20 protein-coding genes are annotated in these 19226 nt (G+C 65.7%); 8 read left to right on the top strand and 12 right to left on the bottom strand.

Going from position 1 to position 19226, the window contains the following annotated elements:
* Positions 1-4 precede the first annotated feature (4 nt).
* Positions 5-634 carry a sulfotransferase family protein gene (locus RIC54_RS06190; RefSeq protein ID WP_350085466.1) on the top strand — a complete coding sequence of 210 codons (630 nt, stop codon included), beginning with the start codon at positions 5-7 and terminating at the stop codon, positions 632-634.
* A 161-nt stretch (positions 635-795) separates the two neighbouring features.
* Positions 796-933: a hypothetical protein gene (locus tag RIC54_RS06185; RefSeq protein WP_350085463.1), complete on the top strand. Its 138-nt coding sequence runs from the start codon at positions 796-798 to the stop codon at positions 931-933.
* A gap of 60 nt (positions 934-993) precedes the next feature.
* Here RIC54_RS06185 and RIC54_RS06180 read toward each other — a convergent pair whose 3' ends face one another.
* The 7 genes from RIC54_RS06180 to RIC54_RS06150 form a co-directional block, all read right to left on the bottom strand.
* Positions 994-2394 (bottom strand): TRAP transporter large permease, encoded by a 1401-nt coding sequence (locus RIC54_RS06180; protein ID WP_350085460.1) that lies wholly within the window; start codon positions 2392-2394, stop codon positions 994-996.
* 14 nt (positions 2395-2408) lie between these two features.
* Positions 2409-2984 (bottom strand): TRAP transporter small permease, encoded by a 576-nt coding sequence (locus tag RIC54_RS06175; protein WP_350085457.1) that lies wholly within the window; start codon positions 2982-2984, stop codon positions 2409-2411.
* 114 nt (positions 2985-3098) lie between these two features.
* Positions 3099-4103, bottom strand: coding sequence for a TRAP transporter substrate-binding protein (locus RIC54_RS06170; RefSeq protein ID WP_350085454.1), 1005 nt, complete (start codon positions 4101-4103; stop codon positions 3099-3101).
* 255 nt (positions 4104-4358) lie between these two features.
* Positions 4359-5717: a sigma-54-dependent transcriptional regulator gene (locus tag RIC54_RS06165; RefSeq protein WP_350085451.1), complete on the bottom strand. Its 1359-nt coding sequence runs from the start codon at positions 5715-5717 to the stop codon at positions 4359-4361.
* Positions 5714-7489: a sensor histidine kinase gene (locus RIC54_RS06160; protein ID WP_350085448.1), complete on the bottom strand. Its 1776-nt coding sequence runs from the start codon at positions 7487-7489 to the stop codon at positions 5714-5716. The genes RIC54_RS06165 and RIC54_RS06160 overlap by 4 nt, the downstream gene beginning before the upstream one ends.
* Positions 7490-7587: 98 nt before the next feature.
* Positions 7588-8046, bottom strand: coding sequence for an NfeD family protein (locus tag RIC54_RS06155; protein WP_350085445.1), 459 nt, complete (start codon positions 8044-8046; stop codon positions 7588-7590).
* A gap of 24 nt (positions 8047-8070) precedes the next feature.
* Positions 8071-9102 carry an SPFH domain-containing protein gene (locus RIC54_RS06150; protein WP_350085442.1) on the bottom strand — a complete coding sequence of 344 codons (1032 nt, stop codon included), beginning with the start codon at positions 9100-9102 and terminating at the stop codon, positions 8071-8073.
* A gap of 164 nt (positions 9103-9266) precedes the next feature.
* On the opposite strand from RIC54_RS06150, the gene mtgA reads away from it, so the two are divergent.
* Positions 9267-9935 (top strand): monofunctional biosynthetic peptidoglycan transglycosylase, encoded by a 669-nt coding sequence (mtgA, locus tag RIC54_RS06145; RefSeq protein ID WP_350085439.1) that lies wholly within the window; start codon positions 9267-9269, stop codon positions 9933-9935.
* Between the two features lie 10 nt (positions 9936-9945).
* Here the strand turns inward: mtgA and RIC54_RS06140 are convergent, their stop codons facing one another.
* Entirely contained in the window at positions 9946-10695 is a 750-nt protein-coding gene (locus RIC54_RS06140) for an SDR family NAD(P)-dependent oxidoreductase (protein ID WP_350085436.1), read from the bottom strand.
* Positions 10696-10829: 134 nt separating this feature from the next.
* Here RIC54_RS06140 and RIC54_RS06135 point away from each other — a divergent pair, with 134 nt between their 5' ends.
* Both RIC54_RS06135 and RIC54_RS06130 read left to right on the top strand, forming a co-directional pair.
* The gene (locus RIC54_RS06135; protein WP_350085433.1) at positions 10830-12008 is read left to right on the top strand and encodes a pyridoxal-phosphate-dependent aminotransferase family protein; all 1179 of its coding nucleotides are present in this window, start codon (positions 10830-10832) and stop codon (positions 12006-12008) included.
* 210 nt (positions 12009-12218) lie between these two features.
* On the top strand, positions 12219-14390 hold the full coding sequence (locus RIC54_RS06130) for a PAS domain-containing sensor histidine kinase (protein ID WP_350150856.1): 2172 nt from the start codon (positions 12219-12221) through the stop codon (positions 14388-14390).
* Positions 14391-14405: 15 nt separating this feature from the next.
* On the opposite strand, the gene RIC54_RS06125 is transcribed toward RIC54_RS06130, so the two are convergent.
* A complete protein-coding gene (locus tag RIC54_RS06125; protein ID WP_350085427.1) occupies positions 14406-15173 on the bottom strand; it encodes a hypothetical protein in 768 nt (255 codons plus the stop codon).
* 156 nt (positions 15174-15329) lie between these two features.
* On the opposite strand from RIC54_RS06125, the gene RIC54_RS06120 reads away from it, so the two are divergent.
* Positions 15330-15689 (top strand): hypothetical protein, encoded by a 360-nt coding sequence (locus RIC54_RS06120; protein ID WP_350085424.1) that lies wholly within the window; start codon positions 15330-15332, stop codon positions 15687-15689.
* A gap of 15 nt (positions 15690-15704) precedes the next feature.
* Positions 15705-16199: a hypothetical protein gene (locus RIC54_RS06115; RefSeq protein ID WP_350085421.1), complete on the top strand. Its 495-nt coding sequence runs from the start codon at positions 15705-15707 to the stop codon at positions 16197-16199.
* A 30-nt stretch (positions 16200-16229) separates the two neighbouring features.
* Here the strand turns inward: RIC54_RS06115 and RIC54_RS06110 are convergent, their stop codons facing one another.
* Together RIC54_RS06110 and RIC54_RS06105 are read right to left on the bottom strand one after the other, a co-directional pair.
* Positions 16230-16676, bottom strand: a complete 447-nt coding sequence (locus RIC54_RS06110; RefSeq protein ID WP_350085418.1) for a hypothetical protein — start codon at positions 16674-16676, stop codon at positions 16230-16232.
* A gap of 156 nt (positions 16677-16832) precedes the next feature.
* Entirely contained in the window at positions 16833-17564 is a 732-nt protein-coding gene (locus RIC54_RS06105) for a Bax inhibitor-1/YccA family protein (RefSeq protein ID WP_350085415.1), read from the bottom strand.
* 150 nt (positions 17565-17714) lie between these two features.
* Between RIC54_RS06105 and RIC54_RS06100 the strand changes: the two genes are divergently transcribed.
* A complete protein-coding gene (locus RIC54_RS06100) occupies positions 17715-18044 on the top strand; it encodes a hypothetical protein (protein WP_350085412.1) in 330 nt (109 codons plus the stop codon).
* Positions 18045-18053: 9 nt separating this feature from the next.
* Here the strand turns inward: RIC54_RS06100 and rlmN are convergent, their stop codons facing one another.
* Positions 18054-19223: a dual-specificity RNA methyltransferase RlmN gene (gene rlmN / locus RIC54_RS06095; protein ID WP_350085409.1), complete on the bottom strand. Its 1170-nt coding sequence runs from the start codon at positions 19221-19223 to the stop codon at positions 18054-18056.
* Between the last annotated feature and the right edge of the window lie 3 nt (positions 19224-19226).

The following is a 19226-nucleotide window of genomic DNA, read 5'->3' as shown; positions in this document are numbered from 1 at the left end:
CGTCATGGGATTGGCAGTGGTCGGTGCGGGTTTCGGGCGTACCGGAACGGCGTCGCTGAAGGTCGCGCTCGAGCAGCTCGGCTTCGGCCCCTGCCATCACATGTCGGAGGTTCGCAGCCAGCCCGGCCAGCTTGAGCACTGGGAAGCCGCGGCTGCCGGCGACGCAGTCGATTGGAATCGGGTGTTTGCCGGCTACCGGTCCTCTGTCGACTGGCCGAGCGCACGATTCTGGCGTGAACTGGCGGCGTTCTACCCGGACGCCAAGGTGCTGCTGAGCGTTCGGCCGGCCGAACGCTGGTGGACCAGCTTCTCCGGCACCATCAAGGCGCTGCTGGACGGCGACGACGAGGACGCCGCGCCGGAGGTCCGGCGCATGCGCGCCATGGCCCGGCGGGTGATCGCCGACGGGTCGCTGCGCGGGGCGTACCATGACGGCGCGGCCTCGATCGCGGCGTTCAACGACCACATCGCCGACGTGACCGCCGCCGTCCCGGCCAAGCGGCTCCTGGTGTTCGACGTCGTCGAAGGCTGGGAACCGCTGTGCCGGTTCCTGGAGGTGCCGGTACCCGATGCACCGTTCCCGCGCACCAACTCGACCCAGGAGTTCTGGGAGAAGGTCGGCCCACGCCCTTAACGCGATCGGCAAAACCCGCCGCCGCCCTTCGGTCAATGGCGTCCGGTCACACCAGCAACAAAACTTGATCCAAATTCAGTCGCGTTTTCCGTTCATTAACGTTTTCGGCCCATTGTTTGCATCGGGCGAGGGTGGACCAGTCACGGTTCGAGGACGAGATGATGACGCGGATCAAAGAGGTACTGACCCAGGACGCCCTGACCATCCTGCTGCGCCGATGGAGCCGACAGTTGCGTACCCTGGCACGCCGGGCGGTCTACCATCCCGAACGCCGCTACATGCGCGGCCGCCGGACCTGAGCGTCCAGCCGTCTGAGTGTTGCCCGAGCGAAGACCCAGCGCTCCGCTCGGGCAACACCGTCAGCGTATGATGATCTCCGGCCCCATCAGCGTGGTGGGCAGCCAGGTCGACAGGCCCGGCACGAACGTCACGATGATCAGGAACAGGAACAAGATCAGCACCCACGGCGCTGCCGCCCTGACCACCTGAAGCACACTCATCCCGGTAATGCCGGACGTCACGAACAGGTTCAGTCCGATCGGCGGGGTGATCATGCCGATCTCCATGTTCACCACCATGATGATGCCCAGGTGGATCGGATCGATGCCGAGTTCGACGGCGATCGGGAACACCACCGGTGCCACGATCAACAGCAGTCCCGACGGCTCCATGAACTGGCCGCCCAGCAGCAGCAGCAGATTCACCGCCAGCAGGAACGTCCACCAGGTGAAGCCGGCGCCGAGCATCCATTCGGTAATCGACTGCGGGATCCGCTCGGTCGTCAGGACGTGGGCGAACAACAGCGCGTTGGCGATGATGAACATCAGCATCACGGTCGTCTTGACCGAGTCGTTCATCACCTTCTGGGTGTCGCCGTGGAAGCAGGCCGGCACGAACCGCGTGGTCACCAGCCAGAGGTTGCGGCCGGCGGCCCCGACTAACCCTTCATCAGCGCGGCGCCACGACTGGCCATGCAACGGCCCCATGTCCCGGTAGACGAACAGCGCGATGAAGAACGAGTAGACCGCCGCAACCGCTGCGGCTTCGGTCGGCGTGAACACGCCGCCGTAGATGCCGCCCAGGATGATGATGATCAGGAACAGGCCCCAGGCGGCATCCGAGAACGCCTCCCATATCTCCCGGAACCCGGCCCAGGGCTGCGCCGGCAGGTTCATCACGCGGGCTGCGATATAGATGCCGATCATCAGCATCAGGCCGGCAACCAGTCCGGGGAACACGCCGGCCAGGAACATCCGGCCGACCGAGACGTCGGTGGCGGCGGCATACACCACCATCACGATCGACGGCGGGATCAGGATGCCCAGCGTTCCGGCGTTGCAGATCACGCCGGCTGCGAACTCCTTCGAGTAACCGACCTGCCGCATCCCGGCGATCACGATCGTCCCGATCGCGACCACGGTGGCCGGCGACGATCCCGACAGCGCGGCGAACATCATGCAGGCGAAAACGCCCGCCATCGCCAGACCGCCGCGGAACGACCCGACGATCGCGATTGCGAACCGGATGATCCGCCGCGCCACGCCGCCGGTCGACATGAACGCCGAAGCCAGGATGAAGAACGGGATCGCCAGCAGGGTGTAGTGCTCGGCGCTCTCGAAGAACTTCAGCGCAATCGACGCCAGCGAGTCGTTGGAGAAGAAGATGATCAGGGTCAGGCTCGCCAACCCGAGCGAGATGGCGATCGGCACGCCGAGGAACAGCAGGCCGAGGACCAGGGCGAAGAGGATAAGGGATTCCATGGATCTGCTCCCGCCTAGCTCTTGACCACGCCTTCGTTCTCGCGAACGAGGTCTTCGGCCTCATGGCCAGCGGCCAGCGACTCCCGCTGCCCGGTCATGATCGCCCAGCCGGCCTCGACGGCGCGGAAGGCGAACAGCGTCATGCCGATCGGCAGGATCGAGTAGATCATCCAGCGCGGCCAATGCAGGTCCTCGCTGCGCAGGCCGATCTTGGCCATCTTGCCAACGTAGCCGGAGCCGCAGAGCTTGCCGGTGACGAACGGGTTGCCGCAGGAGCCGTAGAAGAAGATCACCGCATAGATCACGCAGCAGGCCACGCCGAACAGAACGAACAGCCGGAACACCGGCTTCGGGGCCAGTCGGATAAGCGCATCCACTCCCAGATGCCCGCCGATCTTCAATCCGTAGGAACAGCCAAACAGGACAAGCCAAGCGAAACAGATGGTGGTCAACTCAAGCGCCGGGACCCAGCCGGAATTGAACACGTAGCGGGCAATTACCTGGCTGAAGGTGACGATGGTCATGGTCGCCAAAAGCAGCGCCAGAATGGCGCGCTCAATCCGGTCGACCCAGTCGGACACGGCCTGCATGCGTGGATCCCCCCTGTCGCGTGATCATTGATCTTGCCCAGGTCTTCCGGGCTACGCGATCCGCTGATTGGAAACGGCGGCTCCCTCGCGAGGGAGCCGCCGTCGCCGTGCGCCTTAGTTGGTCGCGTTCGACGAGAGCGCGGCCTGGATCAGATCCTGGCCGATGTTGCCGCTGAACTTGTCCCAAACGGGCTTCATCGCTGCCTTCCAGGCTGCACGCTGCTCGGCGTTCAGTTCCCGGATCGTGCTGCCGGCATCGATGATCTTCTTGCGGTTCTGGTCGTTGATGGCATTGGACTGCGCGTTCTTCTCGGCCGTCACTTCGTTGAAGATCGTGGTCAGCTTGGTGCGGACATCGGCCGGCAGGCCGTTCCAGAACTCAGCCGACGTCACCACGATGTAGTCGATGATGCCGTGGTTGGTCTCGGTGATGCCGTCCTGAACCTCGAAGAACTTCTGGGTGTAGATGTTCGACCAGGTGTTCTCCTGGCCGTCAACGACGCCGGTCTGCAGCGCGCCGTAGACTTCCTTGAAAGCAAGCTTCTGCGGGCTGGAGCCGAGCGCCTCGAACTGCGCCTGCAGGATGTCGGACGCCTGGATGCGGAACTTCAGGCCCTTGGCGTCGGCCGGCACCAGCAGCGGCTTCTTCGCGGACAACTGCTTCATGCCGTTATGCCAGTAGCCAAGGCCGAGCAGACCCTTGTCCTCGACCGACCGCAGCAGCGCCTGGCCAGTCGCCGACTGCTGGAAGCGATCGACCGCGTTCACGTCGTCGAACAGGAACGGCAGGTCGAACACCTGGAACTTCAGCGAGTAGTCTTCCATCTTCGACACCGACGGAGCCGCCATCTGCACGTCGCCGAGCAGCATTGCCTCCAGCACCTTGTTGTCGTCGAACAGCTGCGAGTTCGGGTAGACCTCGACGCAGACCTTGCCGTTCATCTCCTTGTTGACGCGTTCGGCGAACAGGTCGGCGGCCTCGCCCTTCGGGTGGCCCTTTGCGGCGACCACGTGGCTGAACTTGATTACGGTCTCGCCGGCCTCGCAGCTGGCGTAGGCGGGGCCGGAGACGGCCAAAAGTGCGGCGGCCGCGATCGCGGCCGTCAATGTGTTGCGCATGGGTTTCCTCCCGTCGGAATCCGACACCGGCAGTATGTCGCCGGCGTTTCTGATGGCAGGTACAGCGCAAGCCTCGTACCACTTGGCAGCTAACGGCGCAGATCGTTCAGACAGACGATTTCAGGGTTTTGTTACAAAAACTTCCCGCTTCGCAGCATTTTATTGCTGCATCGCACCATTGCGGTCTTCCATCCGAAAACGTGCGGGATTCCACCCAACGCGCGTCGGCGATCGTGTGGAAACCGACACAGCCGCCTATGGCTCCTGCCTGCGATACCGAGCCGGATCGACGCCGTGGCGCTGCATCTTCTCGTAGAGGGTCTTTCGGCCAATTCCGAGGCGCTGATGGGCGTCGGTCACCGAGCCTCCCGTCTCCGACAACATTGCCTCGATCACCGCTTTCTCGAAACGGTCGACCTGAGCCGACAGGCCTTCGCGGGATACCGGATCGGGTGTGTCAGGGTTACCGTCCATAAGCGGATCCAGCCCGATGACCGCCCGTTCGGCGGCATGTTGCAGTTCCCGCACGTTGCCCGGCCAGCGATGAGCCCGCAGCCGGGCCGCCAAGCCGGGATCGACCGGACCGACATCGACCGCGTGCCGGGTGGCGTAGCGATGACGGAAATGCTCGAACAGCACCGGGATGTCCTCGGGTCGATCGCGCAGCGCCGGGATCGCGATCGGCGCAACCGCAAGACGGTAGTACAGATCGTCGCGGAAGCCGCCGCGCTCGGCCTTCGCAAGAAGGTCTTCCTTGGTCGCGGCGATGACCCTCACATCGACTGGAACCGGAACGTTGGACCCGACCCGCTCGATCGCGCGCTCCTGCAGCACCCGTAATAGACGGACCTGCGAGTCCAGCGGCATCGACTCGATCTCGTCGAGGAACACCGTGCCGCCCTTGGCAAACTCGAACCGGCCGATCCGGCGGCGCTGGGCGCCGGTGAAAGCCCCCGCTTCGTGCCCGAACAACTCGCTTTCGATCAGGGTTTCCGGCAATGCCCCGCAATTGATCGCGACGAACGGGCCGGATGCCCGGTCGCTGGTCTGGTGCAGCGTACGCGCCACCAGTTCCTTGCCGGCGCCAGTCTCCCCGGTAATCAGTACGTCGACCCGACGCGGACCGATCGAACGGATCAGCCGGCGCAGCGCCTCGATCCGGGGCGACGCGCCAATGATCGCCGCCGCCGGGTCCGAGGCCGCGCCGGCGGGCCGCTGCAGAGCACGCAGTTCCTGGACGAGCCGCCGCTTCTCCAGCGCGTGCGTGACCGTCAGAACAAGTTGCGCCGGATCGAACGGCTTCTCCAGGAAATCGTATGCGCCCGCCCGCATCGCCTCGACCGCCAGCGGAACGTCGCCGTGGCCGGTCATCAGGATTACCGGAAGGTCCCGGTCGGCTGCCTGCACCGCCCGCAACAGCCCGATGCCATCCAGGCCCGGCATGCGGATGTCGGTCACGACGACGCCGTCGGTCTCGGGACCCAGCCGGTTGGCCACCGTGTCGGCGCGTTCGCTCGCCTCGACCCGCAGGCCCGCCAACTCCAGCGACTGTGCACAGGATCGCAGCACGTCGGGATCATCGTCGATCAGGATTACCGTGCCGGTCTCGATCACTCCGCCGCCTCCGCCTGGCTCGTGCGCAGGGTCAACCGGAACACCGCTCCGCCGCCCGGCGCGTCGCCAACGGTGAGCGTCCCGCCCATGTCGCGCATGATCGAATAGGCGATCGACAGACCGAGGCCCAGGCCGGCGCCCGGCTCCTTGGTGGTGTACATCGGCTCGAAGATGCGGTCGCGGCTGTCGATCGGGACGCCCGGTCCACTGTCGGCCACGGTGATCTGCACGACGTCCCCGGTATCGACCGCGTCGAGCACGATCCAGCGCTCGCTCCCGCCAGCCACCGCGTCGAGAGCGTTGGTCAGCAGGTTGACGAACACCTGTTCAAGGCGCGTCGGGTCGGCCCGCACCGATGCGCCCGAAATGCCCGAGCCGACCCGGATCGACACCGAGGCGTCGCGCGCCTGATGGGCCACCAGTTGCAGAGCGGGCTGCACCACCGCCACCAGGGGCGTATGCCCGAGCGCCAGCCGGCCCTTGCGGGCGAACGCCTTGAGGTGGCGGATCAGGCGGTTGGCCCGCTCGGTAACCTCGGCGATGGTCTGAAGGTTCGCCTGGACCGCCTCCATCCGACCGGCGGCGAGCAGTTTCAGGGTGTTGTCGGTGTAGGAACGGATGGCGGTGATCGGCTGGTTCAGTTCGTGGCCGAGACCGGTCAGCATCTGGCCGAGCGCGGCCATCTTCTCCGCCTGGACCAACTCGTCCTGGGCCATAGCCAGGTCGGCGGTCCGTTCCTCTACCCGCCGTTCCAGGTCGGCGGCGGCACGCTGCAGGGCAATCCGGCTGCGCTCCTCCAGCTCCAGCTTCTCGCGCATCGCCCGGCGGCGTTGCACCGATGCCCACAGCGCCCCGGCAAGCGCCAGCAGCGCCACCCCGGCGATCAGGGTCACCGCCAGGATCTGGGCTTCGGCCGCGGCCGTGCCGGCCAGCATCACCGCCGTCCAGCCGGCGTCGGGCATGTCCTGGCGCAGCCGCAGGAACCGACCCGGCGTATCGCCACCCAGCGTGACGATGGGGACCTCAACGCCACGCTTACCGGTGTCGGAGATCGGCAGGGGCGTACGGTCGATCCGGTCGTACCGTCGGGTCTGCGACAGCCGCGCGCGATCGCTGTCGACCAGGGGGCTCGTCGGCCGGTACAGCCAATCGGTTCGGTCGGACATGAAGACCATGCGGGCATCATCGACCACCAGCATGTGGTCGCTGGGGCCGTGCCAGAGCCGTTCCATGTCCTCGACATCGACCTTCACCGCCAGCACGCCCGCCACCTCGCCGTCGCGTCGGATCGGATAGGCGAAATAGTACCCGCGCTTGTTGGACGTGGTGCCGAGCGCGAAGAACCGGCCCAGCCGGCCCTGCATCGCCTCGATGAAGTACGGCCGGTACGCAAAGTTCTGGCCGACGAACGTCGGACTGTCGTTCCAGTTGCTGGCGGCGATCGTCGTGCCGTCCCCGTCCATCACGTAGATGTCCGAGGCACCGATCACCCGGGCGGTGCGGACATACAGCCGGTTGGCCGCCGCGACGGCATCCGGGGTCGGGCCCCGATCTTCGAACATCTCCCGTGTCACCGGATGCTCGGCCAGCACCACCGGCTGGGATCTGAACTTGTCGAGCTGCCCGCGCAGGGTGGCGACGTACAGGTCGAGTGTCGCGCGGCTCTGCACCTCAAGCTGGTCGTACACCAGATGGGACACGCCGCGATGGATGGCCAGCAGGGCGGTCATCAACACCAGGGCCCAGATCGGGATCAGGATCGGTCGCGTCACAGCTTGGCCCGGCAGCGGTTTGCAGGTGGCGCCAGGACCGGCGCCGGTCGCCCTTTATGCCGCGACTGCGGCGAAATCGCGACTGGAGACGGCGTCGCTCAGGCTTCGGACACCAACGGCCGGACCTTCAGCGTGGCGCCCTCGACATCAACGACCTCGACCTTGGTGCCGGCGGGCAGGTCCTGCGCGCACATCGCCCGCCAGCGGCTGTCGCCGACCTTCACCGCACCGTAGCCGTTCTCGATCGCCTCGATCACCGTGACGTGGTGGCCGATCGCCGAACGGCCGCGCTGGTTCAGGGCCGCGGCGTTGCTGTCGTCGCCGGCGCGGAATCGTCGAGCCGCCCAGCGCACCGGGAAGTACGAAACGAACGCCAGGGTCGCGAAGATCACCATCTGGTAGGCGGGACCGAGATCGACGCAGGCCACGACCAGGCCGGTGACTATTCCCGCGATACCGAACCACAGCAGGACGTTGGTCGGCAGCACCATCTCGCCGAGCGCAAGCACCAGGCCGAGAGCGATCCAGTGCCAGGCCTCGGGATGAAACTCGGTCACGCGCGTCTGTCCTCCGCCACTCGATCAGCTCCGCGGCGGCGTCGCGGGGGGAGATATCGTTGGCGCCGAGCCGCGACGGGCAGCAGGCCGCGCCCCCCCGGAACCGCCAGCGCCCGACCCTCCGCTGTCCGGGCCGAGCTCGCTCAGCAGTTCGCGGATACCGCCAATCGAGCCGAGCAGGCTGGACGCCTCCAGCGGCAGGAAGACGGTCTTCTGGTTCGACGACCGCGCGAACTCGGCCAGCGCCTCGGTGTACTTCTGGGCGACGAAGTAGTTCACCGCGTCTCGGCCACCCTTGTTGATCGCCTTCGCCACGGATTCCGTGGCATTTGCTTCGGCCTCCGCCAGCCGTTCGCGGGCTTCGGCCTCGCGACGGGCGGCTTCCAGGTCGCCTTCGGCCTTCAGGATCTTCGATTGCTTGTCGCCTTCGGCCCGCTCGATCTGCGACTGCCGGTACCCCTGGGCTTCCAGGATGAGCGCGCGCTTCTCGCGCTCGGCCTTCATCTGCGCGCCCATGGCGTCCAGCAGGTCCTGCGGCGGTGAAATGTCCTTGATCTCGACCCGGGTGATCTTGGTGCCCCAGGGGTCGGTCGCCTCGTCCATGGTGTGGAGGATCTTGCGGTTCATGTCCTCGCGCGACGACAGCGCCTCGTCCAGATCGGTGTTGCCGAGCACCGAGCGGATGTTGGTCAGCGCGAGGTTGGTCAGGGCGCGCTCCAGCTCGCGCACCTCGTAGGCGGCGCGCCGAGCGTCAACCACTTGATAGAAAACGATGGCGTCGACGGTGACCGACGCGTTGTCACGGGTGATCACGTCCTGTTCGGGTACGTCGAGCACGTTCTCCATCATGTTGATGCGGCGGCCCACCTTGCTGAACAGCGGATTGATCAACCCCAGACCCGGCGGCAGCGTGCGCACGTAGCGCCCAAACCGCTCGACCGTCCATTCCTGGCCCTGCGGGACAATCTTGATGCCCTTGACCACCAGCACGCCAATGGCGACGGCCAGAACGACCAGCGCGATGTTGGTACCTGTCAGGAACGCGTCGATGGGCATGGGCCACTCCGGCTTGGACACTGTGCGCTTGCTGGCACCCGGCACGCACTCCAACCGGGGAATGGCACACCGCCGCCGCAACCTTTATATGGGATCGCGAACGGCGTGACGACGGGAACCTTTCCGACCGACAGCGCTGCGACCAAGGGGGCACCTCACCTGGCATGATCCGATCGCTGCGACGCTGGATACTCGCGGTACTGGCGGTCATCGTTGCGCTGCCGGTGCTGACGGTCCTGGCCTATCGGTTCCTGCCGCCGCCGGTCACGCCGCTGATGCTGTTGCGCGATGCGCCGATCGACCGTCGCTGGGTTCCGCTGGCCGACATTGCGCCCAGCTTGCCACGGGCGGTCATCGCCGCCGAGGACAATCTATTCTGTCAGCATTGGGGCATCGACTGGCAATCGCTGTCGGCAGCGGTCGAAGCCTATTCCGAAGGCGAACGGGCCGGCGGCGGGTCGACGATCACCATGCAGACCGCCAAGAACCTGTTCCTTTGGCCGGACCGCCATGCGGTGCGCAAGGTGCTGGAGTTTCCGCTTACCCTGCTGATCGAAACGGTCTGGTCCAAGCAGCGGATCCTGGAGGTCTACCTGAACATCGTGGAGTGGGGTGACGGCATCTACGGGGCGGAAGCGGCCGCCCAGCACCACTTCGGCAAGCCTGCAGCCACGCTGAGCAATCGTGAATCCGCCCGGCTGGCCGCCGTTCTACCGAGCCCGCTGAAATGGTCGGCCAGCCGTCCGGGCGAGTACGTCGCCCGCCGCACAGCGATCATCGAACGCCGGACGCGCCAACTCGGACCGTTGCTCGACTGCGCGCCGGGCGGATGATCTTCGGGGGTCAAGTCAGATTCTGGCCGCCATCCACGCTGATCGTCTGGCCGGTCACCCACGAGGCGGCATCGGACAACAGGAACGCACCGACCCGTGCGACTTCCTCGGGCGTGCCCATGCGGCCGAACGGGATGGTGGCGAACGTCCGGTTGTAGACCTCCGGCGTCTCCGCCTTCCGGCGCGCCCAGACCCCGCCCGGGAACTCGATCGAGCCCGGCGCGATGCAGTTCACCCGGATGCGCTGCTTGGCGTAGCTGAGCGCGTGCGATTGGGTAAGCTGGATGACCGCCGCTTTGACGGCACCGTACGGGATGTTGCCGGAAGGACCGATGCCGGAGATCGACGAGATGTTGAGCACCGCGCCGGCGCCGGACTTCCCGAGGTGCGGCGCCGCTGCCCAGGTGGCGCGCACCACGCCCATCAGGTCGACGTCGAGGCCACGCTTCCAGCCCTCCTCGTCATCGGTCGACCCGAAGCCCGACGGGTTGTTGACCAGCGCATCGATGCCGCCCAGCGCTTTCGCCGCGTCCGCCACGTAGCGGGCGATCGCGTCCGGATCTCCGACATCGCAGGCGCCGCCATGCACCGCCGCACCATGGGACTTGAGCCGCTCTACCGCCGCGGCCACCCCGTCTGCTCCGCGCGCGCAAACCGACACCGCCGCACCTTCCGCAGCGCAAGCCTCCGCGATCGCGAAGCCGATGCCGCGGGTACCACCGGTCACCACCACGCGCTTGCCCTTCAGTCCCAGATCCATCGTCAAGGTCCTCGCCCGAACAGTTTTTCCGGCACGACTGTAGCCGGGAACTCGTGCGCGGCTCCATGATGGCGTTGCGCGTTGCCGCGGCTCCTGCTTCGATACCGGTTCCTGCCATCGAGGGTTCCCGCAACATGAGCTCCCGCCTTCCAGTCTCCGGCGACGCCGTGCCCTACCGCCTGCGCCTTCCCGGCCCGACCGCGGTTCCCGAACGGGTCCTGCGTGCCCTCGCCCGTCCGATGATCGCCCATCGGGGCCCGGAATTTCTGGAGCGGTTCCGCGACATCCAGGCCCGGCTGAAGCCAATTCTCGGACGCGCCGGCGCCGAACCCCATCTATTCGCCGCAACCGGGATCGGGGCGATGGAATCGGCGGTCGTGAACGTTGCCGGCCCTGGCAAGCGCGTGCTGATCGCGACCAACGGCCAATGGGGACCGGTGTTCCGGCGATTGGCCGAGGCCGTGGGCGCCGAGGTCGACGAGGTGGTGACCGGCCCCGGCGAAGCCGTCGATCTCGAAGGCGTGGAGCGTGCGCTGAAAGCCAAGGAGTACGCCGCGGTTTTCGGGGTGCACAGCGAGAGCTCCACCGGGGTTCTGACCGATCTGAAGGCGTTGGGCGCCATTGTCGCCCGTACGCCGGCGCTGTTCGCCGTCGACTCGGTCAGCGGGTTGGCCGGGGCCGAGATGAGGCAGGACGACTGGCAGGTCGACGTCGTGGTCTCGGCGTCGCAGAAGGCGCTGATGTGTCCGCCGGGCCTCGCCCTCGCCTCGGTCAGCGACAAGGCCTGGGATGCCATCCAGCGCGATGACCGCGGCCCTCGCAGCTATTTCGACTACCGGCGGTTCCGGCCCAACTCCGAGAAGGGCGAGCCGACCTACACCGCTCCGGTCACCATGATGACGGCGCTGCACGAGGCCCTGACGATGATCGGCGAGGAAGGGCTGGATGTCACGCTGGCCCGGCACCGCCGGCTGTCTTCGGCGTTGACCGCGGGAGCGGTTGCCATGGGTTTCACCCTGTTCCCCAAAGCGCCGACAAGTCCCACCGTGGTGGTGCTGGAAACGCCGGACGGCATTGATGCAACGGCGCTGATCGACCGGCTTGCCGACGGCTACAACACCATCATTGCCGGGACCCGGTTCGAGAACCTGAAGCACCGCATGATCCGGATCGGGACGATGGGCGCCGTCAGCGAAGGCGACGTGCTGACCGACCTGCATCACCTTGCATCGGCAACGCGCGACCTTGGCGGGCGAGCCGACGAGGCCGCCGGCCTGGCGGCTGCAGCAGAAGTGCTGGCCGGTCGGGCGTGAGTGAAACGGGTTGATCTCGCGAAGCTGTGGCAGCATCGACCCGAACCTGGAGCAATTCGCTCGTCTTTTACGAGAAATTTCCACTTTGTGTTCGTAGTTTCTTAACCTTTCGACAACGAGTCTCGGGCATGGTGACCCTCACGCACTGAGGGTGGCGACGACGATATGCTCATCTCGACGACAAGGACTCTGGCCACGTTGATCGCAGCGATGCTGGCCATGCTTGTGATCATCATTGCTGCGGGAATCGGGGGCATTGCAACCGTCAACATTGCCCGCAGCTACGCCAGTGGCGGCACGTTCTATGCGACCGGGCACCTGAATGCCGTGGCGGCGTTGCGACGGTTCGCCGTTACCCGCTCCGAGGAGGATTACAACGACTTCCGGCGGCGCATTCATGTGCCGAGCAGCGATCGCGTGGCCCGGGAGATCCTGGAAGAGAGCGATATTCCGATCCAGAACAGCTACCCGTTTCTGATCGAAGGCAGGAACCACCCGCGCGACACGCCGGGCATTGCCTGGCTGTTCCGCGCGTTCAGCGACGCCCCTCTCTTCAAGCCCGCCGTCGACGTCTGGCGCCGAGCCGATCGTGAGGTTCAGAACCTGGAGGCCTTGGCCGAGCGACTGCATCGCGACACCTCGTTCGACTCCGCGGAGGCGCTTCGTGCCATCGATGAGATCAATACCCGGCTCAACGCCTGGGAGGACCGATTCGCGAGAGAGCTGGGGACGGCCGCGCGCGGCATCACGACGATGCTGTATGCGGGACTTGCCGGTTTCGGGGTCGTGCTGGCCGCCCTTGTCGGGGTGCTCGGATACCGAACCCATCGCCGATTGACCGCAGCCCAGCAAGCGATCCGAGATCGTGAAGTGCGGTTCCGCGATGTGGCGGAGATGGCTGCCGACTGGATCTGGGAGACCGACGCTGAGCTGCGGTTCACCTACCTGTCCGACCGTGTCGCGCAGGTCGTCGGTGCCCCGACGCATACCTTGCTGGGCAAGACCCGCTCGGACATCGCGATCGTCGAACAGACCGAGTATTGGCGCAGTCACCTGAGCGATCTGAACGCCCGTCGAGCGTTCCAGGGTTTCGAGTACGCCTTCCGGCATCCGACCCGTGGGAACCGCTACTTCCGGATCAACGGCAAGCCCATATTCGACGTTGCCGGGGAGTTCGTCGGCTACCGTGGCACCGGGTCCGACGTCACCGACGAGGTGACCGCGCGCCGCGAAATCGCGGCAAGCAACGCGTTGCTCGAGACGACCTTCGAGACCCTGACCCAGGGGATCAGCGTGGTCGACGCCAACCTGAAGGTGGTCGCGTTCAACGAACGGTTCCTGGAACTGCTCGGCTTCCCCTCGGAGCGATTCCAGCTTGGCGACTCCTTCGAGGATTTCATGCGCTACAACGCCGAGCGGGGTGAGTACGGCGATGTGGACGTCGACGCGGTCGTCGAACAGGCCGTGGCAAACGCGCGACGGTTCGAGCCGCACGTGATCGAGCGCGTCCGGCCTGACGGCACCGTTCTCGAAGTCCGCGGCCAGCCACTGCCCGGCGGCGGGTTCGTCACCACCTACACCGACATCACCGAGCTCCGCCGGACAGCACGCGATCTGCAGACCGCCAAGGTCGCCGCCGAGACTGCCAACCATGCCAAAAGCACGTTCCTGGCCAACATGAGCCACGAGCTGCGGACGCCGCTCAACGCCGTCATCGGCTTTTCGGACCTGATGGCCGAAGAACGTTTCGGCCCGCTGAGCGCCCGATACGTCGGCTACGCCCGGGACATTCGGCAGAGCGGCGAGCACCTGCTCGGCGTCATCAACGACATCCTCGACATCACCCGGGTTGAGGCCGGCAAGATCGACCTCGATATCCAGGCGATCGGCGCCCACGGCATGGTCGACAGTTGCATTCGCCTGCTGCGTCAGCGCGCCAACGAGGCGAACATCACCCTGCGCAACGTGGTTCCGTTCGATGCACCCCCGATCCATGCCGATGAACAGCGTCTCCGGCAAGTCGTTCTCAATGTCATCGGCAACGCGGTGAAGTTCTCCCACCCGAACTCCGAGGTCATCGTCGAGTTCCTGGAGACTGCGGGCGGAACCGGTCTGAAGGTGATCGACCAGGGGATCGGCATGCCGGCCGGAAAGATCTCGGCGGCGTTCGAGCCGTTCTCGCAGCTGCATTCCGGCCTCGGCCGCAGCTACGAGGGAGCTGGTCTCGGGCTGCCGCTGGTGCGTCGCTTCATGGAGCTGCACGGCGGCACAATCGAAATCCATAGCGAGACCGACCAGGGCACCGTCGTCAGCATCCTCTTCCCGTTTGCAGCCGTGCAGAACCGTGTCGACCGCACGCTTCCGTTCGCCAGCCGCCGGTAGGCCGTTAGCCGGGCGTCAGCTCTCCGGCACGGACGGAAGCGGAAGGACCATGGCGTAGTCGCCGCCCCTGCGAACGATGTCCCGGATGGTGAGCATTTCCCGCTCGCTCAACCCCACGCCGACGAACAGGCGAACGAAGCGACCGGCCACCGTCTCCACTTCGATGAACGTCGGCGGTTCCGAGCCGAACGCGCTCCGGTAGCGGGACTGCAGAACCTCCCAGCCGCCGAGTGCGGCCTCGTGAGTCTTGTACGATGCGAGGTGCACGCCACGGCTGCCATCCGACTCGGGCCACGCCAAAGTACTGGTGCGCAGCTCGAGCCGCTCAAACCGGGCCCGGACTTCGGCGTCCGCGCCTTCGCGTTGCGCCAGCAGTTGAGCGACCGCACCGGTCATCGCATCCAGATCGCGTCTGAGCGCCACCATCTCCGCAGTGTCGACAACCGGTGGCGGGGCCGTTTGCGCGGCGGTCGGGCGGCTCCGGCCAAACCCCGGGTCGGCAACCGATGGAACCTTGCGGGCGATGTCGTCGAGACGATCCTCAAACGCCTTCATACGCAGGGCTATCTCCTGGGTACGTGCGGCGTTCTCCTTCTGCTCGACCATCATGGTTTCGGTGCGACGTTCGATGAACTCGGTCTGCCATCCCTTTTCGGCCCGCAGCACATCGGTTACCGCCGCTTCGATCTCCGCGCGCCGGGCGTCGGACGACTGCAACAGCGTGTCGGCACCACAGGCGCTCAGTGAGACAGCCAGCATCGTCGCCAAAATCAGTCGAACCAAAAGCTTCCCCTCCTTGCATCAAGTCGCATGGTAACAAACGTCCGGGCCAATAGGAATCATGATAACGTGGCTGCATGGGCCTTCCCGATCGGGGTACCGATTGTTAACCGCCGGGACGCCCGATACCATTTCACCGCTCGAGCGAAGGAGGTCGCAGTGCCACGCTATACTTCCGGGCCTTGGAAAATCCGGCCGAACGGCGAACTCTGGTCCTACAGCCGTGGTGGCTCCCCGGGGCAGGTCGGAACCATGTCCTGGGCCGGCAAGCCGGAGGAACGGGACGGCAATGCGCGTATCATCGCCGGCTCGGTCGACTTGTGCGAAAGCCTGGATGAACTGATGCTTATCGTCTCGCAGCCGGAGGTCGTGGCCGCTATCGAGGACAGCCCCAGGATCTCAGCGAAGTCGCGCATGATCATCGAGAACGCCCGCACCGTTCTGCAGGAGGTCACCGGCAAGGCGGTTCCGGAATGGCCGAAGCGCGATCCGCACGACCGGCGCCTGGAGTCGACGTGACAACGGGCTGGCGTCATGAATCTGCGTGACCTGCTGGAAACCATCGCCGGCAGCGCGGTGGAGGATTGGACAATCCTGTTCCGCCCCACATTCCGGCACCGCATTGTCGAGATCGCCGGCGCCGAAGGAAGCCGCGACCGCCTGGACTCCGACGAGCACCTGGTGGCCTTCAGCTACAAGCCCGACCTCGCGCTGAGCATGGCGTATGGCATGGTCGAACAGGGATCCTACGTTCTGCCCGACGGCCACCCGTTCGCGCAGGAGAACGCACGAACACGCTACCTCGATATCTTCATCGAGGGCAGGCTGTCGTTTCGGGAGATCGTGGTGTCGGTCGACCGCAACCGCTGCCTGCTGCCAATGCCGCGGGACTGGAACGCACCGGTCTCTATTCCGACCACCCAATACAGCCTGGTAAGGCTGATACACGCCCTTGCCGGTCCCCCGACCGACTACGACGCCTACTTCGAGCAGGCCGGCATGCAACGGGTCGATGCTTCCTGGCCGTAGTCCCGGCTAGCGGCTGCGTCTGCACCCGTCTCAGAATCCCTTGCCCATCAGATCGCCGGCCTTGGTGATAAGGAACAGCACTCCCAAGCCACCGACCAGGATCAGCGTCAGCCACAACACGGCCTTGATGGCGACCGAGACATCCTGATTCTTCGCCTTCTTCGCCGGTGCCCGGCCGGCGGCAGCAGGAGGAGCCGCGCTGGCGGCCGCGGCCGATGCTTCCGCCGTCTTGGCGGCCGGCGATTGCGGCGGCGGCGCCTTTTCCCGAGGGGCCTTGGAGGTGTCGTAGACGACGATCTCTTTTCCCTGGCCGCTCTTGGCGTCAAAGGTGTCCTTGATCACCTTGATGCCATCGAAGCGCTTCTCGCCATGCAACGCCTTGGCGACCTCCATCGAGGCTTCGCGGTCGGGATAGGTGGAATCGATGACCCACTGCCCCCCCTTCAGCGTATGCACCTCGTACAGACTCTTCGACATTCGACGCCCTCGCCCGATCCCCACCCTGAGCATCGGCATTCTAAAGACTTGGAGGGATCAAGTCAGCCGAAAGCGTGCCGACGCAACGGAAGCGTCAACGCAAAAGGCCCCGCCGGTTTCCCGGCGGGGCCCTGAGCCCGGAGAGTGTCGGCCGCGCTACTCGCGATTGCCGAACAGCTGCAGCAGCAGAACGAACATGTTGATGAAGTTCAGGTAAAGCGACAGCGCGCCCATGATCGCCTTCTTGCCGGCGATGTCTGAAGCGTCGATCTCGTTGTACATCTCCTTGATGCGCTGGGTGTCGTAGGCCGTCAGCCCGGCGAACACCAGCACGCCGATTACCGAGATCGCGAACTGCAGCGCCGACGACGCCAGGAAAATGTTCACGATCGAGGCGATGATGATCCCGAACAGGCCCATGATCAGGAACGACCCGAAGCCCGACAGGTCCTTCTTGGTGGTGTAGCCGTACAGGCTCAACCCGCCGAACGCCGCAGCGGTGATGAAGAACACCCGTGCCACGCTCTCACCGGTAAAGACCAGGAAGATCGAGGACAGCGACAGACCCATCAGCGCCGCGAACACGTAGAACGATACCCGGGCGCTGCCCAGCGACATCGAACTGATGCGTGCCGACAGCAGGAACACCATGCCAAGCGGCGCCAGCATCACGACCCATTTCAGCGGCGACCCGTAGAGCGCCATGCCGAACGACGTCATCGCGCCGTCCTGCACCGCCAGCAACGTCGTCGCGTATGCGACGATGCCGGTAAAGGCCAAGGCCGACACCATGTGGTTGTACACGCCGAGCATATACTGGCGCAGACCGACGTCGTACTGGGCGACGTCGGCATCGGCCCGGCTCATGTATTTGCGATCGTAATCCATTGCGAACCTCTTGCTGTGCCGACACCGTCGGAATTCCATACAAAGATAGGGCGTTGTCCGTGCCGGTTCAATACGAACCGCTGCTGACATCCGTCTTGTGATGACGGCATCGCCACGCTACCTCACACGGACCGTCAGCGGGAGACTAGCATGGATCCGGAACGCCTGTTGCGCCGCCTTTCCGAAGCCGGTGCCGACGCCGAGTACGAGCTGGATCTGCGGGGTCTTGACCGCGTCCACGCCGAAGAATCGGTGCGTCGCATGCTGGAACGCACCCGCTTCACCGAGCCGCGCAGCGTTCGCGTCCGATTGCAACCGCCACCCGAAGGCGGTGGTGAAACCCTGTTCCAGCCGATCGGACGCCTCCTGCTGCAGGCCCGCCGGCAGGGCGTGCTGAACGGCCTGTCGCCGCTGTCCCCCGAAATCGGCGTCGGCTACTGGATCGAAACTGCCGGCAGGAAAGAGCCCGACACCGACTGACCGCCGGGGTTACTCCGCCGCGACCGAGCGCGCCTCGCGCCGGGTCAGCTTCGCGCTGTCGCTTTTCAACTGCCCGCATGCCGCCAGGATGTCGCGCCCGCGCGGGGTGCGCACCGGCGAGGCGTAGCCGGCGGCCAGGACGATCTGGGCGAACCGCTCGATGGTGTCCGCATCCGAGCAGACGTATTTCGACCCCGGCCACGGGTTGAACGGGATCAGGTTGATCTTCGCCGGGATGCCTTCGATCAGTGCGACCAGGCGACGGGCATCGGCCGGCGCGTCATTGACCCCGGCCAGCATGACATACTCGAACGTGATCCGTCGGGCGTTGTTCAGGCCGGGGTAACGCCGGCAGGCGTCGAGCAGTTCCGCGATCGGCCATTTCCGGTTGATCGGCACCAATTCGTCGCGCACCGCATCGGTGGTGGCGTGCAGCGAGATCGCCAGGTTGACGCCGAGATCGGCACCGCACTGCGCCATCATCGGCACAACGCCCGACGTCGACAGGGTGATCCGGCGCTTGGACAGCGCCACGCCTTCGCCGTCCATGATGATGCGCATCGCCGAGGCGACGTTGTCGAAGTTGTACAGCGGCTCACCCATGCCCATCAGGACGATATTGGTCAGGGGCCGGTTCGGACCTCCGGTCGGATAGGCCCCCAGGTGATCGAGCGCCACCATGACCTGGCCGACGATCTCCGCCGGGGTCAGGTTGCGGACCAGGCGCTGGGTCCCGGTGTGGCAGAACGAGCAGGTCAGCGTGCAGCCGACCTGCGAGGAGACGCAGAGCGTGCCGCGATCCTCCTCCGGAATGAACACCGCCTCGGCTTCGTTCCCGTCGGCAAAGCGCAGCAGCCACTTGATGGTGCCGTCGACGCTGTCCTGCCGGGTTACCACGCTGGGGCGCGAAATCCGGAACGTCTCGGCCAGTCGGGCGCGCAACGGCTTCGCCAACGTGGTCATCGCCTGGAAGTCGGTCGCACCGCGGTGGTACAGCCAATGCCAGATCTGCCCGGTCCGGAACGCCGGCAGGCCGATCCCGGCCAGGACCGCCGCCAGCGCCTCGCGCTCCAGTCCAAGCAGATCCGGGCGCGCGTCCGCGGGCCTGCTGGCGAACGCCAGCAGTTCGGCACGCGCCTCAGGCGCGCTTGCGGATACGGTATCGGTTGCCGTGGACATCGG

This window comes from Thalassobaculum sp. (genome assembly GCF_040219215.1).
Classification (GTDB): domain Bacteria; phylum Pseudomonadota; class Alphaproteobacteria; order Thalassobaculales; family Thalassobaculaceae; genus Thalassobaculum_A.
The sequence above is the reverse complement of the archived record's forward strand: the minus strand, read 5'-3'. Positions and strand labels throughout refer to the sequence as shown.

Coding starts and splice junctions, on each gene's coding strand:
- RIC54_RS06190 (WP_350085466.1), top strand. CDS start 5: ATGGGATTGGCAGTGGTCGGTGCGGGTTTCGGGCGTACCGGAACGGCG.
- RIC54_RS06185 (WP_350085463.1), top strand. CDS start 796: ATGACGCGGATCAAAGAGGTACTGACCCAGGACGCCCTGACCATCCTG.
- RIC54_RS06180 (WP_350085460.1), bottom strand. CDS start 2,394: ATGGAATCCCTTATCCTCTTCGCCCTGGTCCTCGGCCTGCTGTTCCTC.
- RIC54_RS06175 (WP_350085457.1), bottom strand. CDS start 2,984: ATGCAGGCCGTGTCCGACTGGGTCGACCGGATTGAGCGCGCCATTCTG.
- RIC54_RS06170 (WP_350085454.1), bottom strand. CDS start 4,103: ATGCGCAACACATTGACGGCCGCGATCGCGGCCGCCGCACTTTTGGCC.
- RIC54_RS06150 (WP_350085442.1), bottom strand. CDS start 9,102: ATGCCCATCGACGCGTTCCTGACAGGTACCAACATCGCGCTGGTCGTT.
- mtgA (WP_350085439.1), top strand. CDS start 9,267: ATGATCCGATCGCTGCGACGCTGGATACTCGCGGTACTGGCGGTCATC.
- RIC54_RS06140 (WP_350085436.1), bottom strand. CDS start 10,695: ATGGATCTGGGACTGAAGGGCAAGCGCGTGGTGGTGACCGGTGGTACC.
- RIC54_RS06135 (WP_350085433.1), top strand. CDS start 10,830: ATGAGCTCCCGCCTTCCAGTCTCCGGCGACGCCGTGCCCTACCGCCTG.
- RIC54_RS06130 (WP_350150856.1), top strand. CDS start 12,219: ATGCTGGCCATGCTTGTGATCATCATTGCTGCGGGAATCGGGGGCATT.
- RIC54_RS06115 (WP_350085421.1), top strand. CDS start 15,705: ATGAATCTGCGTGACCTGCTGGAAACCATCGCCGGCAGCGCGGTGGAG.
- RIC54_RS06110 (WP_350085418.1), bottom strand. CDS start 16,676: ATGTCGAAGAGTCTGTACGAGGTGCATACGCTGAAGGGGGGGCAGTGG.
- RIC54_RS06105 (WP_350085415.1), bottom strand. CDS start 17,564: ATGGATTACGATCGCAAATACATGAGCCGGGCCGATGCCGACGTCGCC.
- RIC54_RS06100 (WP_350085412.1), top strand. CDS start 17,715: ATGGATCCGGAACGCCTGTTGCGCCGCCTTTCCGAAGCCGGTGCCGAC.
- rlmN (WP_350085409.1), bottom strand. CDS start 19,223: ATGTCCACGGCAACCGATACCGTATCCGCAAGCGCGCCTGAGGCGCGT.